Here is a 21,359-nt window from a genome sequence, read left to right as displayed (position 1 = left end):
CGGCCGACCCCGGCCGGCAGCCGACGCCCGCTGCGGGGTGCCTCGGAGCGGCCGGGTCAGCGGCCGGCGGACCGGTTCCAGGGTGAACGCGGGGAACGGGCACCGGCGGCCGGTCGCCGGCGGCGGCGTGACGGGCGACGACCGGGGGTGCAGGGCGGGCGGGAGGCGGTGTGCACCGGCGCGGTCGGCGGACCCGGTGGGCGGCCGATCAGCCAGCAGAGGAAGCGGGCCACGGTCAGCCGACCGGGAGGCGACGGGCCTCGTCGGCGTCGACGGCGTACTCGACGCCACAGAACGAGCACTGCTGCACGTACTTCGTCCGGATCGGGATCAGCGGCACGAAGAACACGGTGAACTTCGTCGACCGGCGGCTGATCACCTGCGCGGCCCGGTTGCCGCAGTGCCGGCAGACGGCGGTCACCACCCCCGACCGGGTGACCCTGGTGCGGAGTCCGAAGATGAGGAACATCGCCCGGCAGTACCCAGCCCGAGGCCCCGGGAACCCCGGGCGGGGAATTCTGCCCGCCGCACCGTGCCGGGTCAGCTCGCGGTCAGCCGGGCCACGACCTCGCGGACGGTGTCCACCGGAATGGCGAACCCGAGGCCCACGCTGCCCTCGTCCTCCCCGGTGGTGGCGATGGCGACGTTGATGCCCACCACCCGCCCGGCGGTGTCGACCAGCGCGCCGCCGGAGTTGCCGTGGTTGATCGCCGCGTCGGTCTGCACCAGCCCGGTCAGGTCGTCCACCGACCGGTGCAGGGCCGAGACGATCCCGGAGGTGACCGTCCCGGCCAGCCCGAGCGGACTGCCGAACGCCAGGACGGTGTCCCCGACGGTCAGCGTGGCGTCGCTGCCCAGCGTTGCCGGGGTGAGCCCGGCCAACCCGGTCGCCCGCAGCAGCGCGATGTCCGCGGTGGCGTCCTGGGCGACCACGGTCGCCGGTGCGGTACGACCGTCGGAGAGGGTCACCGTGACCTGGCCGCCGGAGTCCACCACGTGCTGGTTGGTGAGGACGAGGCCGTCGGCGTCGAGGACGACGCCGGACCCGAGGCTGGTTTCCCGGGCCCCGGTCACCTCGACGGTGACGATGCTGGGCGACACGGCGGCGACCACCGTGGCGAGGGAGTCGATGGTGGCGGCGGAAACCGCCGCGACGCCCGTCGTCCCGGTGACGGCCGGACCCGCGGCGGCGAACCGGTCCACGACCAGCGCGCCGGTGCCGCCGCCCGCGACCATGAGCACCACGGCCGTACCGGCGGCCGCCACCCGTCGACGCCAGCGCGACGGGGGCGGGGGCGGAGCAGACGGAGGTGGCGGCGACAGCGGCGGGGCCGACGTGGGCGGCGACAGCGGCGGGGCCGACGGGGATGGCGACAGCGGCGGCTCGGCGGTCGGGACGGCCGCGGTGGTGGCCGCCGGGCGCAGCATGGTGTCGGACATCAGGTCACCGCCCCTCGGTCCGGGCGGCCCGCCCGGGCCGGAAACGGGCGGGCCGGTGGCTGTCGGACGGGCGGCGGTGGTTGTCGGGATGCGGCACGGGACCTCCTCGGTAGTGCGATGCACTCACCGTGCCGCGCCGGGCTGAGGTCCCCTTGTGGCGTGCCTGTGCGTCCGCCGTGTGGGGGCGCCGCCGCCCCGCCGGGGCGGCGCCGACGACGTCGACACGTCGGCGGACGACGAAAGCCGCGCCGGGGCGGCGCGGCTTTCGTCGGTGCGGTGCGGCGGTGCGGTCAGGGCGTCCAGTTCGGGCGCAGCGGGTAGCCGTTCACGCCGTCCGGGCCGTTGCGGGTGGCCAGCACCTGGTGCAGTTGGATGCCGTTGCGTTCGAAGGCCAACCGCGACCCGGCCATGTAGAGGCCCCAGACCCGGGCGGTGCCCCGGCCCACCTCGTCGACGCAGAAGTCCCAGTTCGCCACGAGGTTGCGGCACCAGGCGGCAAGCGTCGACGCGTAGTGCTGCCGCAGGTTCTCCTCGTGGTGCACCTCGAACCCGGCGTCGTGCACCTCGCTGATCAGGCGGCCCGGCCCGGCCAGCTCGCCGTCGGGGAAGACGTACCGGTCGATGAACGCGCCGGAGCGGTGCGGGGCCCGGTTGTCGGCCCGGGTGATGCAGTGGTTGAGCAGCCGGCCGCCGGGACGCAGCCGCTCCCGCAGCGCCCGGAAGTAGGCCGGATAGTTGCGTACCCCGATGTGCTCGGTCAGCCCGATCGAGGAGATCGCGTCGAACTGCTCGCGGGGCGCGTCGCGGTAGTCGAGGTGACGCACCTCGGCCAGCCCGGTCAGCCCCTCCCGGGCGATGGCCTCCTGCGCCCACTGCGCCTGCGCCCGGGACAGGGTCACGCCGAGCGCCGTGACGCCGTACTCGCGGGCCGCGTGCCGGACCATGCCGCCCCAGCCGCAGCCCACGTCGAGCAGGCGCATCCCCGGCTTGAGCGCCAGCTTGCCGGCGACCAGGTCGTACTTGGCCGACTGGGCCTGCTCCAGGGTGTCGGTCGGGCTGTGGTAGACCGCGCAGGTGTACGTCATCGAGTCGCCGAGCACCTTCTCGTAGAAGGCGTTGGACACGTCGTAGTGGTGCGAGATGGCGGTGCTGTCCCGGCTGCGGGAGTGCCGCAGCCCGCCCATCACCCGCCGCCAGCGGGGCAGCGCCTCCTGCGGCGGGGCCGGCGGGGGCCGCAGCCGCTCCCAGCCGAGCCCGCGTACCAGGGCCAGCCCCTCGGCCAGCGAGGGGACGCGCAGCCGCAGGTCCTGGAGCACCCGCAGGGCCTCGTACGGGTCGCCGGGGTGCACCCCGCCGAGCCCGAGGTCGCCGCTGACGTACGCCCGGGCCATGCCCAGGTCGCCCGGGGCGGTGAGCAGGTAGGACAGCCCCCGCTCGGAACGGATGTCGAGGGTGATCCCGGCGTCGGCCGGGCCGATCGCGCTACCGTCGTAGCCGGTGATACGGACCGGCAGGTCCCGCGTGGTGACCGCGCGGACGACGTCGGCGACGGTCGGTGCCCGCCGACCCCCCGCCGGCGGGCTGGCCGGGGCGCTCGCCGCCCCCTGTTCTCGGTCGGTCAGGCTCATTCTCGTGCAACCGCCTTCTCGTAAAGTCCGGTGAGCCGATGGTCCGGGTCGTAGCGGTCCTTCACGGCACGCCAGGTCTCCCCGCCGTAGAGCCGGTCGAAGGCCGCCCGGTCGTAGTACGCGTCGGAGTAGAGCGACTTGTGTCCGCCGAACTCCGACACCATCCGCTCGATGGAGCGGTTCACCTCGCCGTCCGCGGCACCCTCCGCGATCGGCACACTGCCCCAGAAGCCGATGTTGACGTACGTCTGGCCGGGGCGCAGCGGGTACAACGGCCAGGCGCGGGCGGAGCCGGGGCCGTCGGGCTCGCGCAGCCGCAACGGGCACAGCCACACCGGGGTCATCCCCACGTTCCGGTCGAACCAGCGCAGGAAGTCGGCCGTGCCGTCCAGTGGGATCTCGACGTCCTGCACGACGCGTTCCCGGGCCGGCCGGCCGCGCCACCGGTCCACCCGGGCGGCCACCTGGTGGCGGTGCTCCAGCCGGACCAGCCGGTGGTAGACGTCGCTGCGCCGCCAGCGGGCCGGCCAGAGCCGGCGTACCACCGGGTGCTGCACCCCGAACGCGGCCGAGCACCAGAACCAGTCGGTGTCCCACCGCCACAGGTAGTCGTGGCCGCTGAGGGTGTCGCGCACCCGGCGGCGCAGCGAGCGGTAGTAGATGTCCTGGCCGGTGTAGTCGCTGGGCCGCTCGGGCTCGTCGGTGAACGAGCCGAGCACCAGGTAGGACTCGCCGGGGCTGAACATGACGCCGTCCATCGCGTCGACCGGCCGGCCCTCCCACTCGCCCTTGGCGACCACGTCGGCGACGGCGGCGGTCAGCTCCTCCAGCCGGGTGAACCGGACGTTGCGCAGGGCCACCGCCCGCCCGACCGGTTGGAGTTCGATGCGCAGCCGGGTGGCGTACCCGAGGCTGCCCAGCGAGTTGGGGAAGGCGGCGAACAGCTCGGCGTCCGGGCCGTCGGGGCGGGCGGTGACGATCTCCCCCGCGCCGGTGAGGACGTCCAGCTCGACGACCGACTCGTGCGGGAGCCCGTTGCGGAACGACGTCGACTCGATGCCCAGCCCGGTGACCGCGCCGCCGAGGGTGATCGTGCGCAGCTGCGGCACGACCAACGGCATCAGCCCGTGCGGGAGGGTCGCGTCGACCAGGTCCTCATAGGTGCACATGCCCTGCACGTCGGCGGTGCGGGCCACCGGGTCGACCGACAGGACGCCGTCCAGGCCGCTGACGTCGAGCCCGGGGGTGCCGGTGGCCGAGCGGGGCCGGAACAGGTTGGAGGTGCGTTTGGCCAGGCGTACGGGGTGCCCGGGGGGCACGGCGGCGTACGACCGTCGCAACGCGTCCACCGCCAGCTCATGATCACGCAGCGCGCGCATGAGATCACCTTACGCTCGATGCGCCGTTCCGGGGGACCGCACCGCTGACCGTTTCGGATCAGCCGGCAACCTCCGACGCGGTGTCCTCACCGGCCTGGTCGGCGGGGTCGGCCACCCCGCCCGGCACCGGCGGAAGGGACGGTCCACGAGGGGCCCGCGACCGGGGCCCACCGGGGGCGTAGCGTGATGGCATGCCGAAAGCCGTGTGGAACGACCAGGTCGTGGCCGAGAGCGACGACACCGTCCTGGTGGAGGGCAACCACTACTTCCCCCGAAGCACCCTGCGCGACGACCTGATCACCGAGTCGGCGACGCACACGGTCTGCCCCTGGAAGGGCACCGCCTCCTACTACTCCCTCACCGACGGCGACCGGACCAGTCCCGACGCGGTCTGGTACTACCCGGACCCGAAGCCCGAGGCGGAGCAGGTCCGCGACCGGGTGGCGTTCTGGAAGGACGTCCGGGTCGTCGACTGATCCCGCCGGCCCGCGGGCCGACTGGCCGTCGGCCCGCCCGGTGGGTCACCATGCTGGCATGGCCGTCCCCGATCCCCACCACGATCCGTCCGGCACCGTGTACGGGGCCCGTCGGGCGGCCCGCCCCGGGCTGCCCGGTGATCCGCTGATGCGGTTCGCGCTGGCCGCCGGCCTGGCGGGCGTACTGCTGGGGGTCTTCTTCGCCACCGGCGTGCTCGGCGGTGGCGGCTCCCCGCCGCCGGTGGTGCCGGCCGCCGCCGCGCCGACCCCGGCCGCCCCGACCTCGGTGGCCCCGACGACCAGCCCGCCGGCCGCGACCACGCCGCCGCCCAGCCCGACCCCGCCGCCCACCACCCCGGCCGCGGTCACCGGGCCGCTCGCGTTGCGGGCGGTCACCTCCGGCCTCTGCGTCGGCACCGACGGCGCGGGCGAGACGGCCACCGCCGAACTGGCCGTCTGCACCGGCGGCGCGGAGCAGCAGTGGGTCGCCAACCCGGTCGGGCCCGACGTGGTGACGCTCACCAACGCCGGGCACGGCCAGTGCCTCGACGTCGACAGCGGCAGCGGCGACGACGGCGCGCGGCTCCAGCAGTTCGGCTGCCACGGGCAGGCCAACCAGCAGTGGCGGGTGACCCCGGTCGGCACCGGGGCGGTCCTGCTGGTCGGCGTCGGGTCGGGCAAGTGCGCGCAGGTCCGCGACGACGGCACGGCAGCCGGCGACGACCTGGTGCAGGCCACCTGCACCGCCGCCGCCGGCCAGCAGTGGACCCTCGGCTGAGCACGTCCGGCAGGCGGGGAGGCGGTCAGCCCCGGTAGCTCCAGGCCCCGGCGGGCCGGGCCGGCGTCAGGACCGGCACCGGTGCCGTGCGGCGGCGCAGCAGCAGCGACAGCAGCCCGGCGCCGATGGACAGCGCCCCGGCCGCGTACCAGGCCGGGGCGTAGTCACCGAGCCGGTCACGGACCAGGCCGGCGGCGGTCGCCGCGAACGCCGCCCCGAACTGGTGCGCGGCGAACACCCAACCGAAGACCACCGCCGCCGCGTCGCCGAAGTACTCCCGGCACAGCGCCACCGTCGGCGGCACGGTCGCCACCCAGTCCAGGCCGTAGAAGACGACGAAGACCAGCATGCTCGGCCCGGTGCCCCCGGTGAACAGGGTGGGCAGCAGCAACAGTGACAGCCCACGCAGCCCGTAGTAGCCGGCCAGCAGCAGCCGGCTGTCCATCCGGTCGGTGAGCCAGCCCGAGGCGATGACGCCGACGATGTCGAAGAGGCCGACCAGGGCGAGCAGGCCCGCCGCCGTGGTCTGCGGCATGCCGTGGTCGTGGGCGGCCGGCACGAAGTGGGTGCCGACCAGACCGTTGGTGGTCGCCCCGCAGATCGCGAAGCCGCCCGCGAGCAGCCAGAACGGGCGGGTCCGGGCGGCGGCGGTGAACGCGGCCACGGCCCGCGCGGCGGCCCCACCGGCCGCCGGCGGGCGGGGCGTCACCCCGGTCGCGCCGTAGGCGGGCAGGCCGAGATCCGCCGGGTGTTCCCGCAGCCACCGGACCACCAGCGGGACGACCGCGAGCGCCGCCCCGGCCACCACCAGTGCCGCCGCGCGCCAGCCGTGGTCGCGGACCAGCACCGCGAGCAGCGGCAGGAAGACCAGCTGGCCGGCGGCCCCACCGGCGGTGAGCACCCCGGTGACCAGCCCCCGACGGTGGACGAACCAGCGCCCGGTGACGGTGGCGACGAACGCCAGCGCCATCGACCCGGTGCCCAGCCCGACCAGGACGCCCCAGCAGAGGATGAGTTGCCAGCTCGCCGTCATGAAGACGGTCAGGCCGCTGCCCAGCGCCACCAGCGCCAGCGCGCCGGCCACCACCCGACGGATGCCGAAGCGGTCCATCAGGGCGGCGGCGAACGGTGCGGTCAGGCCGTAGAGCAGCAGGTTGACCGAGACGGCGGCGGAGATGGTGGCCAGCGGCCAGCGGAACTCGGCGTGCAGCGGGTGCAGCAGCACCGACGGGGTGGCGCGGAAGCCGGCCGCGCCGACCAGCGCGACGAAGGCGACGGCGGCCACGGTCCAGGCCGGGTGGAGACGACGGGCTCGGGTCACGCTCCGAGTCTGGGACACGCTCCGGCGGGCGACGAGTGGCCGGAAAGCCATGGTGCGCAATAATCGGGCCATGACCATCAGGCCGCACCGGATCGGCGTGCTCGCCCTCGACGGCGTGGTCGGCCTCGACCTGGGCACCCCGGCCCAGGTCTTCGGGGCCGCCCGCACCGCCGACCGGCTTCCGCTCTACACCGTCGACACCTGCACCCCGGGCGGTCGCCCGGTCCGCAGCTCCGCCGGTTTCCGGGTCCTCCCCGACCACGGGCTCGACCTGCTGGCCACCGTGGACACGGTGGTCGTGCCCGGCCTGCACGCCGGCCCACCGATGACCGACGGCACGATCGACCCGGCGGTCTCCGGCGCGCTGCACGACGCCCACCGCCGGGGCGTACGGATCATGTCGATCTGCACGGGCGCGTTCGCGCTGGCCGCCGCCGGTCTGCTCGACGGGCACCGGGCCACCACCCACTGGGCGCACGCCGACCGGTTCCGCCGGCTGTACCCGCACGTCGACCTCGACCCGGACGTGCTGTTCATCGATTCCGGCCGGGTGCTCACCTCGGCCGGGGTGGCTGCCGGCATCGACCTGTGCCTGCACGTCGTACGCGGCGACCACGGCAGCGAGGTGGCCAACCGGGCGGCCCGCCGGTGCGTGGTGCCACCCTGGCGCGACGGCGGGCAGGCCCAGTACATCGAACGACCCGTGCCGCGCACCCCGGCCAGCGGCACCGCGGCCACCCGGGAGTGGGCCCGGCAGCGGCTGCACGAACCGGTCGCCCTGCGGGACCTGGCCGCCCACGCCCGGATGAGCGTACGCACCTTCACCAGGCACTTCCGCTCCGAGACCGGCCTGAGCCCGGCGCAGTGGCTGCTCCAGCAGCGCACCGACCACGCCCGGCTGCTCCTGGAGACCACCGACCTGGCCATCGACCAGGTGGCCCGGCGGGCGGGCTTCGGCACCACCGCCGCCCTGCGCCAACACCTGAACACCCGGATCGGCGTCTCCCCCTCGGCCTACCGGCGCACCTTCCGCCGTACCCCCGCTGCCGGGGCGGCGTCAGGCGGGCTGCGGCTGGTCGCGGAGCATCCGTAGCTGCGCCAGGTGCCGGGGCAGGTGCACCCGGGCGTGCAGGTCGAGGGTGCGCGACCACGGCAACGGCTCGTCGACGACCAGGTCGAAACCCTCCCGCAGGTGCGTCTCGACCGGGGTGTCGGCGGCCGGGCCGAGCCGGTCCACCAGGCCGCAGAGCCGGCCGCTGGTGGCGCGCAGCAGGGTGGCCAGGCCGGGCAGCCCGCCACACTGCGCGACCAGGGCGTCCAACTCGGGCCGGTGCACCCCGGTCAGGTCGTAGTAGGCGAACGGCGCCCCGGCCAGCACCGCCTCGGTCGCCTCGCTCATCAACTCGTCGTTGGCGACCAGGTGCGCCACGATCCGCTCCGCGTCCCACCCGTCCGGCGGGGCCGGCCGGAACCCGCCCGCCCCGACCTCGGCGAGCAGGCTCCGGTAGACCGCACGCAGCTCCACGCCCCCAGTCAACCCCGTACCGCCGGGTCGGGTGGACGGTTGTGCCGCCCGGGTCACCCGGACGGGCGGCCCCACCCCCATGGCCCGGACACGGTCAGCGCCCGGAGCTGCGGCGGGAACGGAGGTAGTCGGAGACCACGTACTCGCCCAGGTCACCCAGGTCGGGGGTGAACAGGCGGCCCCGGGAACGGCGGGCCACCGCGTCCATGAACCGGCGCAGGCCCGGGTCCTCACCGAGCAGGAACAGGTTGAGCGTGACCCCGGCGCGGGCCAGCCGGTCCACCTCGTGGATGGTCGCCTCGACCGTCTCCGGCAGCGACGGCCAGTGGAAGTACGCCTCACCGTCGTCCGGGTCGAGGTGGGCGGTCGGCTCGCCGTCGGTGACCACCAGCACCACCGGCTCGGCCCCCGGATGCCGGCGCAGGTGCCGGCCGGCCAGCCGCAGCGCGTGCTGGAGGTTGGTGCCCTGCCGCAGGTCCGGCTCGACCGCCGCCAGCTCCTGCTGGGTCAACGGCACCGCCTCCAGGCCGAACCCGACGATCTGCAACGCGTCCTGCGGGAACCGGGTCGCCATCAGGTGCGACAGCGCCAGCGCCGTCTGCTTCATCGGCCCCCACCGCCCCTGCGACACCATCGAGTACGACAGGTCCACGCACAGCGCCACCGCCGCCGACGCCCGCCGTTCGGTCTCCACCACCTCGAAGTCCTCGACGGCGAGTTGCAGCGGCACGGTGGGGCCTGCCCGACGCACCGCCCGGGTGAGCGTGCGCACCACGTCCAGGGGCTGCTCGTCGCCGTACTCCCACTGCCGGGACGCCCCGCTGACCTCGCCGGCCGCCCCGGCCGTACGCAGGTCGTGCTGGCCGCGCGGGCCGGCGGTGAGGTCGGCGAAGACCCGACGCAGCGCGGTGCCGGCGAGTCGGCGCAACGCCTTCGGGCTGAGCGTCAACCCCTCGGCGTCCCGGCTCACCCAGCCCTGCCGGCGCAGCTCCCGCTCCAGCTCCCGCAACCGGCGTACGTCGTCGGCGGCGTCGCGGCCCAGCGTCCGGGCGACCGCGTCGACGTCCACGTCGTCCAGGGTGGCCCCCGGGTGCTCCTGGTCGAGGGAGTCGAGCAGCTCGTCCAGCTCGGCGATCTCGTCCAACGCCCCGGTGGCCTCGCCGTAGCCGAGCGGCTGGTCACCCCGGACCCGCTCGCCGCGCTGCCAGTTCAGGTCGGGGCGCAGCGCACGCAGGTGGCCGTCGAGCGCGGACAGCTCACCGGCGAGCCGGTCACCGAGCGACTGCCGCATCAGCCCGGCCAGCTCCTCGCGCTGCCGGTCGGACAGCGACCGCATCAGCCGCTCCCCCGCCGCCGCCCGCCGGGCCAGCACGTCGACCAGCTCGTCGACGGTGCGCGGCTGCTCCGGGAAGAAGTCGCCGTGCCGGCGCATGAACTCGGCGAACGCGTCGGTGGTGTCCTCCGCGCGGGCGTGCCGGGCCAGCAGGTCGTTGAGGTCCCGCATCATCTCGGCGAGCTGCGCCTGCACGGCCGGGTCACCGGCGGCCCGCGCCGCGTCGCGCAGCCCGGCGAACCGCTGCTCCAGCACCTCGCCGCGCAGCCCGTCGAGAATCCGCTGGTACGCCTGCCGGGCCTCGTCGCTGGTCCACCGGTATCCGGAAAGCTCCTGCACCGCGCGGGCGGTGGAGCGGGGCAGGTTGTCCAGCACCGTCTCGGCGAACCGGGCGTCGTCGTCGGTGCGCCCGCGCAGCACGTCCCGTTCCGCCGCGAGGGCCTGGTCGAGCAGCGCCCGGGACCGGGTCACCGCGCCGTCCAGGTCGCCCCGGCGCAGCGCCTCCCGCCGCAGCCGGCGGGCGCGGGCGGCCAGGTCGTCCAGGCCGCCCCGGTTGTTCGGGCCCCGGCGCAGCAGGTCACGCAGCGCCTCCCGCAGGCTGCCGCCGGCCAGCACCTCCGCGCCGACGGAGTCCACGGCGGCACGCACGTCGTACGGCGGGGCGAGCGGGTCGGGGCCGCCCTGCCACTGGCCGTACCGGAACCGGTTGCCGGCCATGCTCAGCTCCGACCGCCGTAGACGGTACGACCCGACTCGGTGACGTCCTTGCCGAGCCGGCGGGTCAGGTGCAGCCCCTCCAGCACGAACTCGACCCCGGCGGCGGCCTGCTCCGGGGTGGGCGCGTCGCCCAGCCCCAACCGGTCCAGCGCCTTGGCCAGCCCCGGCACGGTGCCGACCTGGCGCAGCAGTTCCGCCGAGGCGACCAGCTCACCGGTCTCGATCACCGCACCCTCGGCGACCAGCGCGGTGAACCCGGAGAGGTCCAGTCCGGCCAGCCGGGCCCGGAACGTCTCGGCCGTGGCGGTGCGCAGCAGGTGGGCCAGGATCTCGGTCTCCCGCCCCTCCTCACCGCTCTCGAACTCCACCTTGCCGCGCAACGTCGAGGTCACCGACACCGCGTCGCCGACCCGGGCGACCGGCGCCTCGGGCCGTGCCGTGGCGTCGCCCGGCGCGGTGCCGCCGGACGGCCCGGTCCGGGAGCCGGCGGGCCCGGCGAGCAGGCCGGCGCGGCGCAACGCGGCGGCGGCGACGGTCTCGGCGGCGGCGATGGCGAACCGGGCGGAGACACCGGAGCGCGGGTCCACCGACGACGACTCGCGCACCGCCCGGGCGAACCGGGCCAGCACCTCCAGCACGTGCTCCGGCACCTCGGCGACCAGGTCGGCCTCCTGCCGGATCAGCGCCAGCTCCAGCTCCAGGTCGACCGGGTAGTGGGTGCGCACCTCCGCGCCGAACCGGTCCTTCAGCGGGGTGATGATCCGACCCCGGTTGGTGTAGTCCTCCGGGTTGGCGCTGGCCACCAGGAACAGGTCCAGCGGCAGGCGGAGCTGGTAGCCGCGGACCTGGATGTCCCGCTCCTCCAGCACGTTGAGCAGCGCCACCTGGATGCGTTCGGCCAGGTCGGGCAGCTCGTTGACGGCGAAGATCCCCCGGTTGGTGCGCGGCACCAGCCCGAAGTGGATGGTCTCCGGGTCGCCGAGGGTGCGCCCCTGGGCCAGCCGGATCGGGTCGACGTCACCGATCAGGTCACCGACGCTGGTGTCCGGGGTGGCCAGCTTCTCGCCGTAGCGCATCGAGCGGTGCAGCCAGCCGACCGGCAGGTCGTCGCCGGCCTCGGCGACCAGCGCGCGGGAGGCCGGGGTGAGCGGGTGCAGGGGGTGCTCGTTGAGCACCGAGCCGGGCAGCACCGGGGTCCACTCGTCGAGCAGCGCCACCAGCGAGCGGATGAGTCGGGTCTTGCCCTGGCCGCGTTCGCCGAGCAGCACCATGTCGTGGCCGGCGAGCAACGCCCGCTCGACCTCGGGCAGCACGCTGTCGTCGTAGCCGACGATGCCGGGGAAACGGTCCTCGCCGGAGCGCATCCGGGCCAGGAGGTTGTGGCGGAGTTCCTGCTTGACGGTCTGGTACCGGTGTCCGGCGGCGCGCAGTGCGCCGAGGGTGCCCGGCAGGTCGGCGGGCGGGACCGGGAGAGCCTGGTTGGGCGCAGTCACCCGACCCACGCTAGCGCGGTCCCGGCCGCGCCGCCCCCGGCACCGGGATCGACCCCGACCGGCCCCCGGCCTGACAGCTCACCTCCCGAGGCGGGCCCGGACCAGCTTCGGCAGCGCGGCCAGGCCGGTGACCGGCCGGAACCGCCGGGCGGCGGCGGCCAGCGCGGCGTACTCGTCGGCGGGCAGGTCGATCTCGGCGGCGGCGGCGTTGCGTTCCACCTGCTCGACGCCCGACGCCCCCGGGATGGCCACCACGTTCGGGTGACGCAGCAGGTACGCCAGGGCGATCTGGCTGGGCGTGGCGTCGTGCGCGTCGGCCACCTCCCGCAGGGTGTCGATCAGCGCACCGCCCCGGGTCAGGTTCTCCGGCAGGAAGTACGGATTGGCCCGGCGCACCGCCCCGGTCGGCGGGTGCGACGCGTCGTACCGGCCGGAGAGGAAGCCCTGGGCGAGCGGGCTGTACGCGATGACGATCCGCCCGGCCTGCTCCGCGTACGGGATCAGGTCCTCCTCGGGCCCACGGTCGACCATGCTGTAGCGGACCTGGTTGCTCAGCACCCGCCGGCCCAGCGCGGCCTCGGCGAACCGCCACCGGCGCAGCGGATAGTTGCTGACCCCGACCTCGCCGACCAGGCCGACGTCCTGCAGGGCGCGCATGCCGCGCATGGTGTGCGTGTCGGCCACCACCGGGTTGGCCTGGTGCACCTGGTAGAGGTCGATGCAGCCGACGCCGAGCCGGGCCGCCGAGGCGACCGCCCGCTGCTGCACCACCGGGGCGACCGGCAGCAGCGGGAAGATCTTGCTGGCCACCACGGCCCGGTCCCGGTCGCCGTCGAGCGCCGCGCCGAGGATGCGTTCGCTGCGGCCGAAGCCGTACAGCTCGGCGGTGTCGAAGAGGGTCACCCCGAGGTCGAGGGCCCGCCTGACGATCTGCGCCGCCCGCTGGGCGTAGTCGGGCCCGTAGCCCCACTCGGTGGACCCGAACTGCCAGGTGCCCAGGCCGATCTTGGAAATGGGACGGGGGGTGTCGAGCGGGACGTAGCGCATGGCTCGAAGCTACCCCGGTGGCAGGCCCGCCGGGCCGGTCCCGCCCGGCCCGTCGACGGCGGCCCGCCGCCGCAGGTCGGGGCCGGGTTAGGGTCGGGGGCGTGACCTACCTCGCCGCGGCCGACCGCTACGACCGGATGACCTACCGCCGCAGTGGGCGCAGCGGCCTGCGACTGCCCGCCCTCTCGCTCGGGTTGTGGCACAACTTCGGGCCCGACCGGCCGTTCGACAGGCAGCGGGACATCGTCCGCCGCGCGTTCGACCTCGGCATCACCCACTTCGACCTGGCGAACAACTACGGCCCGCCGCCCGGCGCGGCGGAGGAGGCGTTCGGCCGGCTGCTCGCCACCGACCTCAAGCCGTACCGGGACGAGCTGGTGGTGTCCAGCAAGGCCGGCTACCTGATGTGGCCCGGCCCGTACGGCGAGTGGGGTTCCCGCAAGTACCTGATCTCCTCGCTGGACCAGTCGCTGCGCCGGATGGGGCTGGACCACGTCGACATCTTCTACTCCCACCGCTTCGACCCGGACACCCCGCTGGAGGAGACGATGGGGGCGCTGGACGCCATCGTCCGGTCCGGCCGGGCGCTCTACGTCGGCGTCTCCAACTACGACTCGGAGCAGACCCGGCGGGCCGCCGCGATCCTGCGTGACCTGGGCACCCCGCTGCTGATCAACCAGCCGTCGTACTCGATGGTCAACCGGTGGACCGAGGATGACGGGCTGCTCGACACGCTGGCCGAGGTCGGGGCGGGCTGCATCGCGTACAGCCCGCTGGCCCAGGGGCTGCTCACCGACCGGTACCTCGACGGCATCCCCGCCGACTCCCGGGTCCGCACCAGCGTCTTCCTCGACGAGAGCGACGTGACCGAGGAGAAGCTCGCCACCGTCCGGGGCCTCGCCGGGATCGCCGCGCGGCGGGGACGGACGCTGGCCCAGCTCGCCCTGGCCTGGGCGCTGCGCGACCCCCGGATGACCAGCCTGATCATCGGGGCGAGCAGCGTGGCCCAGTTGGAGGGCAACGTCGCCGCCCTGGACCACCTCGACCTCACCCCCGACGACCTGACCGAGATCGACCGCCTCCTGCCCTGACTGCCCTGACCCGTCGGCCTGGCCGGGCGGCCGGCCCGGCCGGCGCGTCAGGGCTGTTGGGTCGGAGTTGCGCTGTCCGGGCCGGGTGGTGCCGCCGTTGGGCCGACACTGCGTTGGCCGTGCGACAAGGTTGATCTTGCTGGGCGGGTCGGCCCGGCGGGCGTCACCAGACGCGGCGGCGGCCGGCCCGGTGGTTGCGGACGCCGCAGGGGCGGCCCGGGGGAACGGGGGCCGGGCGGCGCAGCCGGGTCGCCACCAGCGCCACCAGCAGCACGGTCACCACCACCGCCGCGCCCACCACCAGTCGGAGGTTGCCGCCGCCGACCTGGGTCACCGACGCCACCGGTACGCCCGCCTCCTCGGCCGGGCCGGCGGACCCGTCACCGACCGCAGTCGCTCCGGCGGGGACGGCCGGGTCCGGGCCGGGGTCGGCGGTCGTGCCGTCGGTCGGGTCGGCGGCGGCCGGGGCGGGGTCGACCGGGGTGGCCGCCAGCACGCCGTCCGCCGGGCGGAACAGCACGTCGGAGCAGGAATAGTAGGTGTCCGGGGTATCGGAGTTCTGCCACACCGTGTAGATCAGGTGCCGCCCGGTCAGCCCGGCGGGCAGCCGCCCCGGGATCTGGTACGACCCGTCCCGCAGCGGCGGGTCGGTCACCGACAGGAACGGGATCGTGTCGAGATCGGACCAGCGCAGCGGGGTTCGCGGGTCGTACCCGGAGCGGGTGGTGTAGAGCCGGAAGGTCCCCTTGTGCGGGATGGTGCCCCGGTAGCGGAACGTGTACCTCGCACCGGCGGTCAGCTCGGTCGCCGGCCAGTCAGTCCGGGCCAGGTCCAGCCCCCGGTAGGCCGACAGCCCGCCGCTGCACAGCTCGCCGTCCGGGATGCGCTGCCGGTCGCGGCCGTTGACGCCGTACACCCGGATGTTGTCCCACTCGCGCACCGCCGCGCCGGCCGACACCGCCGCCAGGCAGGCGGGCGTCGAGACGTGCGGCCCCTCCGGGCCGCAGGCCGCCGAGCGGCTCAACGGGCTGGTCGGTGCGCCGTGCGCGGCGGCAGGGGCCGCGTCGAGCAGCACGGTCACCGCCACGACCGCGAGGGCGGCGAACGTTGCGCGTACGGTCATCTGGTCGACCTCCCGCCCTTGGTACGGACGCGGGCGGGCAAAGGTTCGACGGTACGGCGTGCGGGCCGGCGGCGCAGGGCCGGTTGCCTCTACAGTGACCGCACTTCCCGCATCAAGGAGCGCACGTGTCCGAGCCGGAACCGACGTCAGACTCCCCCGGGGGCAGCCCCCCGCCCGAGGCTCCGCCCGCCCCCGGGACGCCGTACCTGTTGGCCATGTCCGCCCGGGACGGGATGCCGCCGGCGATCAGGTGGCCCGGTCGGGCGGATGAGCCCGGCTGGGCCATTCCGGTCCAGGTCCCGGACGGCACCCTCGGGTACGCGGTCTTCCTGCCCCTGGTGCCGGCGACCACCGACACCCCGCCCGGCACCGCCGGACCGGTCGTAGCGCCCCTCCCCGCTGGCGACGGCCCGGCCGGCACCGCACCACCGGTGACCTCGACCGGGCCGGCAGCAGCCGCCGACGGATCACCGTCGACCACGGCAGCGGCAGGCCCGGCGACCCCGCCGGGGAGGGCGACCGGCACCGTGGCAGCGGCCGGCACGACAGCCGGTGCCACGGGGGGCAACGCCACGCCAGCCGGTGCCGCGGAGGGCGGCACCGCAGCGGCCGACGTCGCGAAGCCCGGCTCGACGAAGGCCGCCCCGACGACGACCGAGGTGGCACCGCCCGGCCAGGCGGCGACCGAAGTGACACCGGACGGCCAGGCGGCGGTCGACGTGGCACCGGCCGGCCAGGCGGCGACCGAGGTGACACCGGACGGCCAGGCGGCGGCCGAAGTGACACCGGACGGCCAGGCGGCGGCCGAGGTGGCACCGGACGGCCAGGCGGCGGTCGACGTGGCGGCGGCCGGCGGGGCCGGCCGGTCGGTGAGCGTGCCGGCACCGCGCACCGCGGCGGGCTCGGCGGACGACGCGCCGACCCCGGCCGGCCGACCCGCCCCGGTCCCGGCCACCGCCCCGACGACGCCCGGCCCACAGTCCGGTCCGGGTAGGCCCGTACCCCCCGGTCAGCAACCGCCCCCCGGGGCCGGCGTGCCCGCCCCCGGTCGGCCGGGGGCCGGCGGGTTCGGTACCGACGGGCGGCCGGCGCAGTGGGGTGGGTCACCCGGGGCCTGGGCCCCGGTCCCGCCCCCGCCGTCGTTCCTGAGCACCCGGTGGCCCGGTCCCGGACCCGCCGCCGGCTGGGCGGTGCCGGCGGCGGTGCTGGCCGGGGCGTTGGGCGTGGCGTGCTTCGTCCCGCTCACCCGCACCGGCATCGGCTGGTTCCTCGGCTGGCTGGTCCTCACCGTCGGGGTGGTCGCGGCCGTCCGGCGCAACGCCGACGCGCTCACCCGCACCGACCGGCTGATCCGGGGCGGCTGGGCGGCGGCCGCGCTGGCGCTGCTGGCCGTGCTGGCGTTCCGTAACGCCTGGTGGCTGGTGACCTTCTGCGTCCTCGGGGCGCTGGGCTGCGCGACGTTGGCGATCGTGGGCGGACGACAGGTCCGGTCCATCCTGTTCAGCCTGGTCGCGGCCCCGTTCGCGGCGCTGCGCGGGCTGCCCTGGGTACGGCGGCACGTGACCGCCACCGGCGGCGGCCAACTGGTGCCCCGGGTCGTCGGCTCGGTCGCCGCCACCGTCGTGGTGCTGCTCGTCTTCGGTCTGCTGCTGTCCTCCGCCGACGCCGCGTTCGACCAGGTGCTCGGCGCGGTGGTGCCCGAGGTCAACGTGGACACCGTGTTCCGCTGGCTCTTCCTGGCCGCCGTCGGTGGGTCGATCGCGGTCGCCGCCACGTACACCCTGGCCGCGCCGCCGGACCTGTCGACCGTCGACCGGGAGGGTCGGCGGCGACTGGGCATCCTGGAGTGGGCCCCGGCCATCGCCGCCCTGACGCTGCTCTTCGTCGGTTTCGTCGCGGTGCAGTTCACCGTGCTCTTCGGCGGTCAGCGGCACGTCCTGCGAACCGCAGGGCTGAGCTACGCCGAGTACGCGCGCAGCGGGTTCTGGCAGCTCACCGTGGTGACCCTGCTGACCGTGGCCGTGCTGGGCGGGGTCAGCCGCTGGGCGCGACGGGAGAGCCGGGCCGAACGGGTGCTGCTGCGGGTCCTGCTCGGGCTGCTCAGCGCGCTCAGCGTGGTGATCGTGGTGTCGGCGCTGTCCCGGATGTACACCTACCAGAAGGTCTACAGCTTCACCGGGGAACGGATCTTCGTGATGGCGTTCGAGCTGCTGCTCGGCGCGGTCTTCCTGATGGTCCTGGCGGCGGGCGTACGGTGGCGGGGCCGCTGGATCCCCGGCGCCACCGTCGGGCTGGCCGTGGTGATGCTGCTCAGCCTGGCCGTGCTCAACCCGGAGGACTACGCGGCCCGCCGCAACATCGCCCGGTACGAGCAGTCCGGCAAGATCGACGCCTGGTACCTGCGGGCGCTCTCCGCCGACGCCACCCCCGCCCTGGCCGACCTGCCGGACCGGATCCGCCGCTGCACGCTGAGCTGGATCGACGACGACCTCGCCGAGCCCGACCCGTGGTACGCCTGGAACCTGGGCCGCAGCCGGGCCCGCGCGGAGTTGGAGCGGCTGGGCCCGCGCGCGGTCGGCGGGCAGAAGGACTGCAAGGCCGCCGACCAGTTCGACCTGCCGAAAACCCGGCGCACCCCGCGCTGACCTCCCTGCGCCGCCCGGCCCCCGGTCTCCGGCCGGGGGCCGGACCGATCTCGCTGCCCGGCCCGGTCGCCTGACCGGGCCGGGCAGCGGCGTCCGGACGGCGATTCGACCCCGGCGGGCAACCCCCGGTGCCGGACCCCGCGTGACTATCTCGACAAGGGGATCGGAGGCCCGGATGGGTGATCGCGACACGGCGTTCGCGGCGTACTTCGCGGCACGCTCGGAGGCGATGCGCGGCACCGCGTACCTGCTCTGCGGCGACTGGCACCGGGCGGAGGACCTGGTGCAGACCGCGTTCACGAAGCTCTACCTGGTCTGGAACCGGGTGTCCCGGCACGAGGTGCTCGACGCCTACGTACGCCAGATCCTGGTGCGGACCTTCCTCGACGAGCGACGGCGCGGCTGGTGGCGGCGGGAGCGGGTGGGTGGCGAGCAGACCGAACGGCCGTCACCGCCTGACTCGCCGGAGAACCGGCTGGTGCTGCTCCAGGCGCTGGCCGCCGTGCCGCCGCGCCAGCGGGCCGTGCTGGTGCTCCGGTACTGGGAGGACCAGTCCGTCGACGAGGTCGCGGCGGTGCTCGGCTGCTCCGCCGGGACGGTGAAGAGCCAGTCGGCGCGCGGCCTGGAGACGTTGCGTGGCCTCCTGTCCCCCACCCTCAGCGGCACCCGGAAGGGGCAACCATGAACGGCGAAGAACTGCGTGAGGCACTACGGACCGAGATGGCCGCCACCGCCCGGCCACCGTCGTTGAGCGTGGACACCGCGCTGCGGAGCGGCCGACGGGCCCGGGTACGCCGTCGTGCCGTCTGGGCCGGGGCCGGCGTGACGGCGGCGCTGCTCGCGGTGACCGGGGTCGGGGCGGTCGGCGCGGCCGGCTCCGGGGGGTTCACCCCGGCGGCGCCGGGCGTCGGCACCGTCCCGCCACCGTCGGTGCACGACACCAAGCCGGCGTGGCCGACCGGCCCGGACGGCCGACCCCAGGAGGACCGGACGGCGCGGGCCGGCACCCGGTACGACCAGGCGACCCGGCTGCTCGACGACCTCGTCGCGGTGGTGCCGGCCGGCTACACCGTGCCGTCGGACCCGGCGAACCCGCCCGCCGGCCAGCCGCCGTCGCGCGACCACCAGGCACAGTTCGACGACAGGGTGGACGGCGTCGAGGTGTGGAGCTACACGGCCTCGGCCACGATCCGCCAGGGACAGCGGACGGGCCGGGTGCTCGTCGAGGTGCACAGCGCCGGCAACCGGCTGCCGGCCGAGCCGTGCCCGCTGGCCCGACAGTTCTGGGTCACGGCGGGCGCGTGCGAGGTGGTGACCGTCGGCACGACGCGGATCGGTGTGGTGGTCCGCGCCGCCGCCGACGACCGGTTCGACCAGTGGGCGGCGTACCGGCATCCGGACGGCACGGTGGTCTTCGTGGCGCAGTCCCGACGGCTCGGCGACGGGCAGCCGGAGCTTGCCGCCCTGCCGTTCACGCCGGAACGACTCGCGGTCCTCGCCACCGACAGCCGGTTCCACCTGCGCTGAGCGCGGTTCCCCGGGCGGCGGGCCGGGCGCGGGCGGGCCGGTCAGCGGCGACGGGGGCCGCCGACCCGGGCCGCGCGGGCGACGGGCCCGGTCGCGGTGACGACGGGGCGGTACGGTCAGCGGCCGGTGCCCGCCGCGCGGATCGGCTGGGCCCGCCACCCGGCCTCGTCCCGGGGCGGGTGCGGCGGGCGGGCACACAGGACGTACGACTCGGGGGCCATCGCGCCGTGCCGGCCGCCGAGCGTGGCCATCACCGCCGCGTGCAGTTCCCGGGGGCCGACGCGCGGGTCCGCCGGGGCGGCGTAGCCGACGAGTGACCGGGTGCCGCCGGGCCCGCCCCGCAGGACGATCCGGGCGGTCGGGTCGCCGGCCGCGGTCCGGAGCACCTGTTCGCTGGCGGTGACGTCGATCCAGGCGGCGTCGATCTCCACCCACTCCGGGCCGCGTACCACCGGGTCGAGGTCGACGAGATCGCCCAGCCGGGCGAGGTCGACGTCCCGGTCGGCGGCGGTCAGCAGGATGCGCTCCATCGACCACAGCAGTGCCGCGGCCTCGTCGGTGGTCACGTGCCGGACGTCGTGGGTGAGACCGACCACGACGGTGGGCCGGGTGTGCAGGATGGTGAGCCGGACCGGGTCGGTGGTGGTCGCGTCCAGGCCGCTCTCCACCTCGGTCCCGTGCACCGGCACCCCCGCCCGCCCGTCGAAGACGCCGCCCCGGGTGCTGCTCATGTCGTTGATCACCAGGTCCCGGTGCCGCTGGCAGCCCCGCTGGGAGCCGATCGACTGGACCGACTCCTCCACGGCGGTCGCGTCGAAGTAGGCGTACTGGTAGGCGTTGAAGATGGCCAGGTGGGTCCGGCGCAGGGTCTCGTGGAACGACGGGGCGGGGCTGAACGGGACCAGCGCACTCTGCGCGATGCTGCCGACGAAGTTCTGCATCCGGGGCAGCGCGCGGTTGCTGTAGAGGGCCTCCAGCGCGGCCAGTTCGGTGCCCGTCCACCAGGACAGCAGGGTCGCCGTGGTGGTGACGAGGACGCTGGCCGGGGTGACCCTGGTCCGCCTGGCGACCGCGTCGATCGCCTCGGCGACCGGCCCGGACCGCAGGGTCGCGAGGCGGAACTCCGGCGGCCCCTCCCGACGGGCCGGCACCGAGAGCAGGCAGGGTGGGATGGTGTGCAGTTGCTGCCGCCAGTAGGCGAGGGTCCTCGCCATCCGACGCCGCGCCTGCGGGGTCCGCTCGTACTCGGCCTGGTCGGCGGGCTGCCAGACCGGGGGGCCCACCGTGCGGTCGGCGGGGGACGCGACGAGCGCGACGAGTTCGTCAAGCACGAGGTTGGCGGTCACCAGGTCCGCGACGGCGTGGGAGAACTCGAAGACGGCCCGGACGGGCACCCCCGAATCCGTGGTGACCGCCATCCGGACGGGGAACTCGGCGCCGTGGTCGAACGGGCGGGGCGGGTCGCTGATCCAGGTCCGGTCGTACGCCCCGGACCCGAGTTCGAGCAGCAGCAGGTCGACGTGCCCGTCCCGGGTCACCACCTGGGCCCGTTCCACGCCGGTGCCCACCTCGTACACCGTGCGGAGTCCCTCGTGGCGGGAGACCAGCACGCCTACCGCCGCGCGGACGTCGTCGACGGTACGCCCGGCGGGCAGGTCCGCGTACCCGACGAACACCGCGCCGCTGCCCTCGTGCGGCAACCAGTCGAACACGTTGCTCTGACCGTGGGGCATCGGCCACCGGCCCGAGCGGAGCCCGGCGAAGGGCACCCGCACCGTCCGTACGGCGGTCGACGTCTCGGCTGTGGTCATCTGGCTACCCCCGGGTCGGGACGGG

18 protein-coding genes are annotated in these 21,359 nt (G+C 75.4%); 7 read left to right on the top strand and 11 right to left on the bottom strand.

The features are described 5' to 3' along the window. Window positions 1–235 precede the first annotated feature (235 nt). The 4 genes from ACN268_RS27280 to ACN268_RS27265 all read right to left on the bottom strand — a co-directional run bounded on the left by ACN268_RS27280 (window position 236) and on the right by ACN268_RS27265 (window position 4,447). Window positions 236–469 (bottom strand): zinc-ribbon domain-containing protein, encoded by a 234-nt coding sequence (locus tag ACN268_RS27280; RefSeq protein WP_421485779.1) that lies wholly within the window; start codon window positions 467–469, stop codon window positions 236–238. A 71-nt stretch (window positions 470–540) separates the two neighbouring features. Then, window positions 541–1,440, bottom strand: a complete 900-nt coding sequence (locus ACN268_RS27275; RefSeq protein WP_421485777.1) for a S1C family serine protease — start codon at window positions 1,438–1,440, stop codon at window positions 541–543. Between the two features lie 290 nt (window positions 1,441–1,730). Then, the gene (locus tag ACN268_RS27270) at window positions 1,731–3,068 is read right to left on the bottom strand and encodes a class I SAM-dependent methyltransferase (RefSeq protein WP_421485776.1); all 1,338 of its coding nucleotides are present in this window, start codon (window positions 3,066–3,068) and stop codon (window positions 1,731–1,733) included. Beyond that, complete coding sequence (locus tag ACN268_RS27265) at window positions 3,065–4,447, bottom strand: FAD-binding oxidoreductase (RefSeq protein ID WP_421485774.1); 1,383 nt, start codon at window positions 4,445–4,447, stop codon at window positions 3,065–3,067. Before ACN268_RS27265 ends, ACN268_RS27270 begins: the two co-directional genes overlap by 4 nt. 191 nt (window positions 4,448–4,638) lie before the next feature. Between ACN268_RS27265 and ACN268_RS27260 the strand changes: the two genes are divergently transcribed. Then, window positions 4,639–4,923: a DUF427 domain-containing protein gene (locus ACN268_RS27260; RefSeq protein ID WP_421485773.1), complete on the top strand. Its 285-nt coding sequence runs from the start codon at window positions 4,639–4,641 to the stop codon at window positions 4,921–4,923. A 58-nt stretch (window positions 4,924–4,981) separates the two neighbouring features. Further along, on the top strand, window positions 4,982–5,701 hold the full coding sequence (locus tag ACN268_RS27255; protein WP_421485772.1) for an RICIN domain-containing protein: 720 nt from the start codon (window positions 4,982–4,984) through the stop codon (window positions 5,699–5,701). A gap of 25 nt (window positions 5,702–5,726) precedes the next feature. On the opposite strand, the gene ACN268_RS27250 is transcribed toward ACN268_RS27255, so the two are convergent. Continuing rightward, window positions 5,727–7,022 carry an MFS transporter gene (locus ACN268_RS27250; protein WP_421485770.1) on the bottom strand — a complete coding sequence of 432 codons (1,296 nt, stop codon included), beginning with the start codon at window positions 7,020–7,022 and terminating at the stop codon, window positions 5,727–5,729. A gap of 70 nt (window positions 7,023–7,092) precedes the next feature. Here ACN268_RS27250 and ACN268_RS27245 point away from each other — a divergent pair, with 70 nt between their 5' ends. After that, entirely contained in the window at window positions 7,093–8,115 is a 1,023-nt protein-coding gene (locus ACN268_RS27245; RefSeq protein WP_421485769.1) for a GlxA family transcriptional regulator, read from the top strand. Here ACN268_RS27245 and ACN268_RS27240 read toward each other — a convergent pair. The 4 genes from ACN268_RS27240 to ACN268_RS27225 form a co-directional block, all read right to left on the bottom strand. Beyond that, a complete protein-coding gene (locus ACN268_RS27240) occupies window positions 8,080–8,547 on the bottom strand; it encodes a hypothetical protein (protein WP_421485768.1) in 468 nt (155 codons plus the stop codon). The two genes, ACN268_RS27245 and ACN268_RS27240, sit on opposite strands and share 36 nt — an antisense overlap. Window positions 8,548–8,641: 94 nt before the next feature. After that, window positions 8,642–10,597: a VWA domain-containing protein gene (locus ACN268_RS27235; RefSeq protein ID WP_421485767.1), complete on the bottom strand. Its 1,956-nt coding sequence runs from the start codon at window positions 10,595–10,597 to the stop codon at window positions 8,642–8,644. 2 nt (window positions 10,598–10,599) lie between these two features. Then, window positions 10,600–12,099 carry a magnesium chelatase gene (locus tag ACN268_RS27230; RefSeq protein WP_421485766.1) on the bottom strand — a complete coding sequence of 500 codons (1,500 nt, stop codon included), beginning with the start codon at window positions 12,097–12,099 and terminating at the stop codon, window positions 10,600–10,602. Between the two features lie 69 nt (window positions 12,100–12,168). Then, complete coding sequence (locus ACN268_RS27225; RefSeq protein WP_357931454.1) at window positions 12,169–13,137, bottom strand: aldo/keto reductase; 969 nt, start codon at window positions 13,135–13,137, stop codon at window positions 12,169–12,171. Between the two features lie 101 nt (window positions 13,138–13,238). On the opposite strand from ACN268_RS27225, the gene mgrA reads away from it, so the two are divergent. Next, window positions 13,239–14,228: an L-glyceraldehyde 3-phosphate reductase gene (gene mgrA, locus ACN268_RS27220; protein ID WP_421485764.1), complete on the top strand. Its 990-nt coding sequence runs from the start codon at window positions 13,239–13,241 to the stop codon at window positions 14,226–14,228. 163 nt (window positions 14,229–14,391) lie between these two features. Here the strand turns inward: mgrA and ACN268_RS27215 are convergent, their stop codons facing one another. Continuing rightward, on the bottom strand, window positions 14,392–15,351 hold the full coding sequence (locus tag ACN268_RS27215) for a lytic polysaccharide monooxygenase auxiliary activity family 9 protein (RefSeq protein ID WP_421485763.1): 960 nt from the start codon (window positions 15,349–15,351) through the stop codon (window positions 14,392–14,394). 125 nt (window positions 15,352–15,476) lie between these two features. Here ACN268_RS27215 and ACN268_RS27210 point away from each other — a divergent pair, with 125 nt between their 5' ends. From ACN268_RS27210 to ACN268_RS27200, 3 genes are all read left to right on the top strand, one after another. Beyond that, window positions 15,477–17,996: a DUF4153 domain-containing protein gene (locus ACN268_RS27210; protein ID WP_421485762.1), complete on the top strand. Its 2,520-nt coding sequence runs from the start codon at window positions 15,477–15,479 to the stop codon at window positions 17,994–17,996. A gap of 175 nt (window positions 17,997–18,171) precedes the next feature. Beyond that, a complete protein-coding gene (locus tag ACN268_RS27205) occupies window positions 18,172–18,681 on the top strand; it encodes a SigE family RNA polymerase sigma factor (protein ID WP_421485761.1) in 510 nt (169 codons plus the stop codon). After that, window positions 18,678–19,523 carry a hypothetical protein gene (locus ACN268_RS27200; RefSeq protein WP_421485760.1) on the top strand — a complete coding sequence of 282 codons (846 nt, stop codon included), beginning with the start codon at window positions 18,678–18,680 and terminating at the stop codon, window positions 19,521–19,523. The genes ACN268_RS27205 and ACN268_RS27200 overlap by 4 nt, the downstream gene beginning before the upstream one ends. Window positions 19,524–19,639: 116 nt before the next feature. Here ACN268_RS27200 and ACN268_RS27195 read toward each other — a convergent pair whose 3' ends face one another. Continuing rightward, window positions 19,640–21,334: a condensation domain-containing protein gene (locus ACN268_RS27195; RefSeq protein WP_421485758.1), complete on the bottom strand. Its 1,695-nt coding sequence runs from the start codon at window positions 21,332–21,334 to the stop codon at window positions 19,640–19,642. Window positions 21,335–21,359 lie beyond the last annotated feature (25 nt).

This window comes from Micromonospora sp. WMMD735 (assembly GCF_049178995.1).
GTDB classification, from domain to species: Bacteria; Actinomycetota; Actinomycetes; order Mycobacteriales; family Micromonosporaceae; genus Micromonospora; species Micromonospora wenchangensis.
The sequence above is the reverse complement of the archived record's forward strand: the minus strand, read 5'-3'. Positions and strand labels throughout refer to the sequence as shown.

Excerpts from the sequence above, each read along its gene's own strand:
- ACN268_RS27280 (WP_421485779.1), bottom strand. The coding sequence starts at position 469 with ATGTTCCTCATCTTCGGACTCCGCACCAGGGTCACCCGGTCGGGGGTG.
- ACN268_RS27275 (WP_421485777.1), bottom strand. The coding sequence starts at position 1,440 with ATGTCCGACACCATGCTGCGCCCGGCGGCCACCACCGCGGCCGTCCCG.
- ACN268_RS27270 (WP_421485776.1), bottom strand. The coding sequence starts at position 3,068 with ATGAGCCTGACCGACCGAGAACAGGGGGCGGCGAGCGCCCCGGCCAGC.
- ACN268_RS27265 (WP_421485774.1), bottom strand. The coding sequence starts at position 4,447 with ATGCGCGCGCTGCGTGATCATGAGCTGGCGGTGGACGCGTTGCGACGG.
- ACN268_RS27260 (WP_421485773.1), top strand. The coding sequence starts at position 4,639 with ATGCCGAAAGCCGTGTGGAACGACCAGGTCGTGGCCGAGAGCGACGAC.
- ACN268_RS27255 (WP_421485772.1), top strand. The coding sequence starts at position 4,982 with ATGGCCGTCCCCGATCCCCACCACGATCCGTCCGGCACCGTGTACGGG.
- ACN268_RS27245 (WP_421485769.1), top strand. The coding sequence starts at position 7,093 with ATGACCATCAGGCCGCACCGGATCGGCGTGCTCGCCCTCGACGGCGTG.
- ACN268_RS27235 (WP_421485767.1), bottom strand. The coding sequence starts at position 10,597 with ATGGCCGGCAACCGGTTCCGGTACGGCCAGTGGCAGGGCGGCCCCGAC.
- ACN268_RS27225 (WP_357931454.1), bottom strand. The coding sequence starts at position 13,137 with ATGCGCTACGTCCCGCTCGACACCCCCCGTCCCATTTCCAAGATCGGC.
- ACN268_RS27215 (WP_421485763.1), bottom strand. The coding sequence starts at position 15,351 with ATGACCGTACGCGCAACGTTCGCCGCCCTCGCGGTCGTGGCGGTGACC.
- ACN268_RS27205 (WP_421485761.1), top strand. The coding sequence starts at position 18,172 with ATGGGTGATCGCGACACGGCGTTCGCGGCGTACTTCGCGGCACGCTCG.
- ACN268_RS27200 (WP_421485760.1), top strand. The coding sequence starts at position 18,678 with ATGAACGGCGAAGAACTGCGTGAGGCACTACGGACCGAGATGGCCGCC.
- ACN268_RS27195 (WP_421485758.1), bottom strand. The coding sequence starts at position 21,334 with ATGACCACAGCCGAGACGTCGACCGCCGTACGGACGGTGCGGGTGCCC.